We start from the raw sequence: 4,466 nt of genomic DNA on the forward strand, positions 1-4,466 counted from the left end.
CCCGCGACCGGTTCGGCGCCTGCCGCCCCGGCTGCGCCGACGGGCGTTCCGACCGGCCAATAAGGGCGCGGTCCACGTTTCAAGCTCCGGCAGGCCAAAAGCCTGCCGGTTTTATTTTGTGAAGATTCCACAGCCGTTTTTATAAAGCAGACGATTTGGGCTGGCGGAATCACCAATGAAAAGGTATCCGGTGAATCCCATGGCGCGATATGTATTCATAACTGGCGGCGTGGTTTCTTCCCTCGGAAAAGGAATTGCGGCCGCGGCACTCGGAGCTTTGTTACAAGCACGAGGTTACCGGGTTCGGCTGAGGAAGCTCGATCCTTATCTCAACGTCGACCCGGGCACGATGAGCCCGACGCAGCACGGCGAGGTTTTTGTCACCGACGACGGGGCGGAAACCGACCTCGATCTCGGTCACTACGAGCGCTTCACGGGGCGTTCGGCGACCAAGACCGACAACATCACCACGGGCCGCATCTACAAGAACATCATCGACAAGGAACGCCGCGGTGACTATCTCGGCGCGACCGTCCAGGTGATCCCGCACGTTACCAACGAGATCAAGGATTTCGTCACCGAAGGCAATGACGACTATGATTTCGTCATCTGCGAGATCGGCGGCACGGTCGGCGACATCGAGGCGATGCCGTTCATGGAAGCGATCCGCCAGCTCGGCAACGACCTGTCGCGCGGCACCGCGATCTATCTCCACCTGACGCTGATGCCGTTCATTCCGGCGGCCGGCGAATTGAAAACCAAGCCCACCCAGCACTCTGTCAAGGAGCTGCAGGCGATGGGGATTGCCCCCGACATCCTGCTGGTGCGCGCCGACCGGGAAATCCCGGAACCCGAACGCCGAAAGCTGTCGCTGTTCTGTAATGTCCGCCCGTCCGCCGTCATCCAGGCGCTCGACGTCGCCAATATCTACGACGTGCCGATGGCCTACCACAAGGAAGGCCTCGACAATGAGGTTCTCGCCGCCTTCGGCATCGAACCGGCCCCCAAGCCGCGCCTCGACGCCTGGGAGGAGGTCTGCAACCGCATCCGCACCCCGGAAGGCGAAGTGACGATCGCGATCGTCGGCAAGTATACGGGCCTCAAGGACGCCTACAAGTCGCTGATCGAGGCGCTGCATCACGGCGGCATCGCCAACCACGTCAAGGTCAACCTCGAGTGGATCGAGTCGGAGATCTTCGAGAAGGAAGATCCGGCGCCCTGGCTCGAGAAAGTCCACGGCATCCTGGTACCCGGCGGATTCGGCGAGCGGGGCTCGCAGGGCAAGATCCATGCGGCTCGTTTCGCGCGCGAGCGCAAGGTACCGTATTTCGGCATCTGCTTCGGCATGCAGATGGCCGTCATCGAGGCCGCCCGCAATCTCGCCGGCATCGAGAAGGCATCGTCGACGGAATTCGGTCCTTCCAAGGAGCCGGTGGTCGGCCTGATGACCGAATGGGTGAAAGGCAACGAACTCGAAATCCGTTCAGTGGCCGGTGACCTCGGCGGCACGATGCGCCTCGGCGCCTACAAGGCGACGCTCAAGAAGGACACCAAGATCGCGGAAATCTACGGCTCGACCGATATTTCCGAGCGTCATCGCCACCGTTACGAGGTGAATGTCGACTACAAGGACCGGCTGGAAAACTGCGGCCTGGTATTCTCGGGCATGTCGCCGGACGGCGTGTTGCCGGAGACGATCGAATATCCGGACCATCCGTGGTTCATCGGCGTGCAGTATCACCCGGAACTGAAGAGCCGGCCGCTCGATCCGCATCCGCTGTTTGCGAGCTTCATCGAAGCGGCCCTGGAACAAAGCCGCCTCGTCTGAGGAAATCCGAAAAGGCTGGATCCCGCATCCTGCCTTTTTGCTATCAGGCGCAGACATTCTCTTTTTCGCACTGGCGGCACCGCTGCGACATCCCCTATGCTCGCCGGAATTGCTCTTTTCATTTCAGCGGTGCGATATGGCTATTTTCGACAGGTTTTCCCTCATTGGGCGCGTAGCGCTTGTGACCGGCGGCGGCCGAGGGCTTGGACTGCAGATGGCGAAGGCTCTGGCGGAGGCCGGCGCGCATGTCGTGCTCAGCGGCCGCTCCAGCGACATGCTCGAACAGGCCGTTGCCTCCATCACGGGTGAGGGCGGCAAGGCGAGCGCTGCCGCCTTCGACGTCGCAGATCTCGATGCCGGACGCGAGGCGATCGCAAGGCTCCACACAGATCATGGCCGGCTGGATATCCTCATCAACAATGTCGGTGCCCGCGACCGGCGCCCGTTTGCACGTTCAGCGATGCCGAAATCCTGAACCTGATCCAGACCGACTTGCTCTCGGCAATCGCCTTGTCCCGCAACGCCGCTGATATCATGAAGGCTCAGGGCCATGGCCGTCTCATCTCGGTCACGTCGATTATCGGCAGCATGGCCCGTTCGGGTGATGCCATCTATCCTATCGCCAAACAGGGCCTGACCGGTCTGGTCAGAAGCCTTGCGGCCGAATACGGCCCGTTCGGCGTCACCAGCAATGCGATTGCGCCTGGCATGTTCGCCACCGAGACCAATGCGGGGATTTCCGTGGATCCCGGCATGATCGCGTTCATGCGCCAGCGCGTGCCGCTGCAACGCTGGGGCCGGCCCGACGAGATCGCGGGCGCCGCGCTGTTCCTGGCAAGCGACGCCGGCTCCTTCGTCAACGGCCATGTGCTGACGTCGACGGCGGCATGTCGATCCAGATGTGATCGCCAATTATGCCGCCTGGGGCAGGGGGCCGACATAAACCGAACGTGGCCGGATCAGCCGGCCTTCCAGCGCCTGTTCGCGGGCATGGGCGATCCAGCCGACCGTGCGGCCGATCGCAAAGACGCCGGTGAAGGCAGCCCGCGGGAATTTCAGCGCATCGAGCAGCAGGGCTGTGTAGAACTCGACATTGACGTCGAGCGGCCGGTCCGGCTTGCGCTCCTTGAGGATAGCAAGCGCCGCCTGCTCGACGGCTTCGGCGAGCCGGATGCGGTCCGGGTCCACCTGTCCGGTCACGACCAAGGGCGCCAATGCGCCTTTCAGCGCGTCGGCGCGGGGATCGCGGACGCGGTAGATGCGGTGGCCGAATCCCATCAGCCGTTCGCGGCGATCGAGCGCCTGGCCGAGCCAGGTCCTGGCATTGTCATCGCTGCCGATCGCATCCAGCATGTCGAGTACCGGTCCCGGCGCCCCGCCATGCAGTGGACCCTTGAGCGCGCTGATGGCAGCCAGCACCGATGACGTGAGGCCGGCGCCGGTCGAGGCGACGACGCGTGAGGCGAAGGTCGAGGCGTTGAGACCGTGATCCGCGATCGTCACCAGATAGGCGTCCAGCGCTGCGACCTGTTCACGCGTCGGCAGGCTGGCGTTCAGCATGGCGAGGATATCGGCGGACTGGGAAAGCGACGCGGTCGGCGCCACCGGCGTCTCTCCCTTCTGGAGCCTCAGCACGGCCGGCAGGAAGACGGCGGGGGCGGCGAGCAGTCGAAGCGTGGTTTCGAAATCCTCGCCGTCCGGCAGGCGCGCGATCAGGGCGCGCATGGCATCGACAGGTGGCAGGTTCCGAAGCGCGGCATCTGCGGCGCGCACATGCGCAAAAACTTCGGCACGGGCCTGGCCGAGGCGGGCCTTGAGATCGGCCGCGGTGACGGGATGTTCCAGAAAACCATCCAGGAGCAGCGCTGCGGCGTCTTCATAGGTCGCGCGCTCGACAAGCAGGTCGAGAGATACGCCGCGAATGACGAGGCGTCCCGCTTCTCCGTCCACGTCCGAAAGCCGGGTCTCGGCGGCGATGACATCTTCAAGTCCGTTGTTTTTCATGGGTGTTTCTCCTTTACGGGCTTGATGATCCGACCTAGTCTTATTGACGTCAATCTTGATGCAATCGATCAATATGAACATGCTCTGGATCACCGCCGAAGAAGCGCTTTCCCGACTTGGGACCAAACCGCAGACGCTTTATGCCAATGTCAGCCGCGGCCGCATCCGCGCCAAGCCGGATCCTGCCGATCCGCGCCGCAGCCTCTATCAGGCCGACGACGTCAAGCGCCTCTCGGAACGGCATGCCGGGCGGCGACAATCGGCAGCGGTGGCGGCGGACGCGATCCGCTGGGGCGATCCGGTCCTGCCGACGACAATCTCGACGATTTCCAACGAGCGGCTTTTTTATCGCGGTCGTGATGCCGTCGAGCTGTGTGAACATGCGACGCTAGAGGAGGTCGCCGCACTTCTCTGGGATACGGAAAGCGTGCGTGTCGCTGCAGGCGGGGCAGGGTCGAGCGGCGCCACCCGCATGGCTGCGGCCTTTGCCGGGCTTGCCGCCCGGGTGATGAGCGACCTGCCGGCGCTGCGGCGAAAACCCTTCATCCTCCGCACGGAGGCAGCCGACGTGCTCTCGACGGGGCATGTCCTTCTGGCGGACGACAATGCCGATATGCGTGCCTATGTGGAGCGG

The 4,466-nt window shown here is 63.4% G+C and carries 3 protein-coding genes and 1 pseudogene; 3 read left to right on the top strand and 1 reads right to left on the bottom strand.

Annotated features, from left to right (window positions below; translation table 11 throughout):
- Positions 1-199 precede the first annotated feature (199 nt).
- Both MOV63_RS31995 and MOV63_RS32000 read left to right on the top strand, forming a co-directional pair.
- Positions 200-1,828, top strand: a complete 1,629-nt coding sequence (locus MOV63_RS31995; RefSeq protein ID WP_247039776.1) for a CTP synthase — start codon at positions 200-202, stop codon at positions 1,826-1,828.
- Between the two features lie 136 nt (positions 1,829-1,964).
- A pseudogene (locus tag MOV63_RS32000) lies at positions 1,965-2,733 on the top strand (SDR family oxidoreductase).
- A gap of 7 nt (positions 2,734-2,740) precedes the next feature.
- On the opposite strand, the gene MOV63_RS32005 reads toward MOV63_RS32000, so the two are convergent.
- Positions 2,741-3,832, bottom strand: a complete 1,092-nt coding sequence (locus tag MOV63_RS32005) for a citrate synthase/methylcitrate synthase (protein ID WP_247039777.1) — start codon at positions 3,830-3,832, stop codon at positions 2,741-2,743.
- A gap of 79 nt (positions 3,833-3,911) precedes the next feature.
- Here MOV63_RS32005 and MOV63_RS32010 point away from each other — a divergent pair.
- A partial coding sequence (locus MOV63_RS32010; RefSeq protein WP_309500860.1) for a citrate/2-methylcitrate synthase occupies positions 3,912-4,466 on the top strand: 555 nt, incomplete at its 3' end.

It is taken from the genome of Neorhizobium sp. SHOUNA12A (genome assembly GCF_023006505.1).
Taxonomy (GTDB): Bacteria; Pseudomonadota; Alphaproteobacteria; order Rhizobiales; family Rhizobiaceae; genus Neorhizobium.

Bases quoted from the DNA above. Each gene is read 5' to 3' on its own strand.
- MOV63_RS31995 (WP_247039776.1), top strand. From the start codon at position 200: ATGGCGCGATATGTATTCATAACTGGCGGCGTGGTTTCTTCCCTCGGA.
- MOV63_RS32005 (WP_247039777.1), bottom strand. From the start codon at position 3,832: ATGAAAAACAACGGACTTGAAGATGTCATCGCCGCCGAGACCCGGCTT.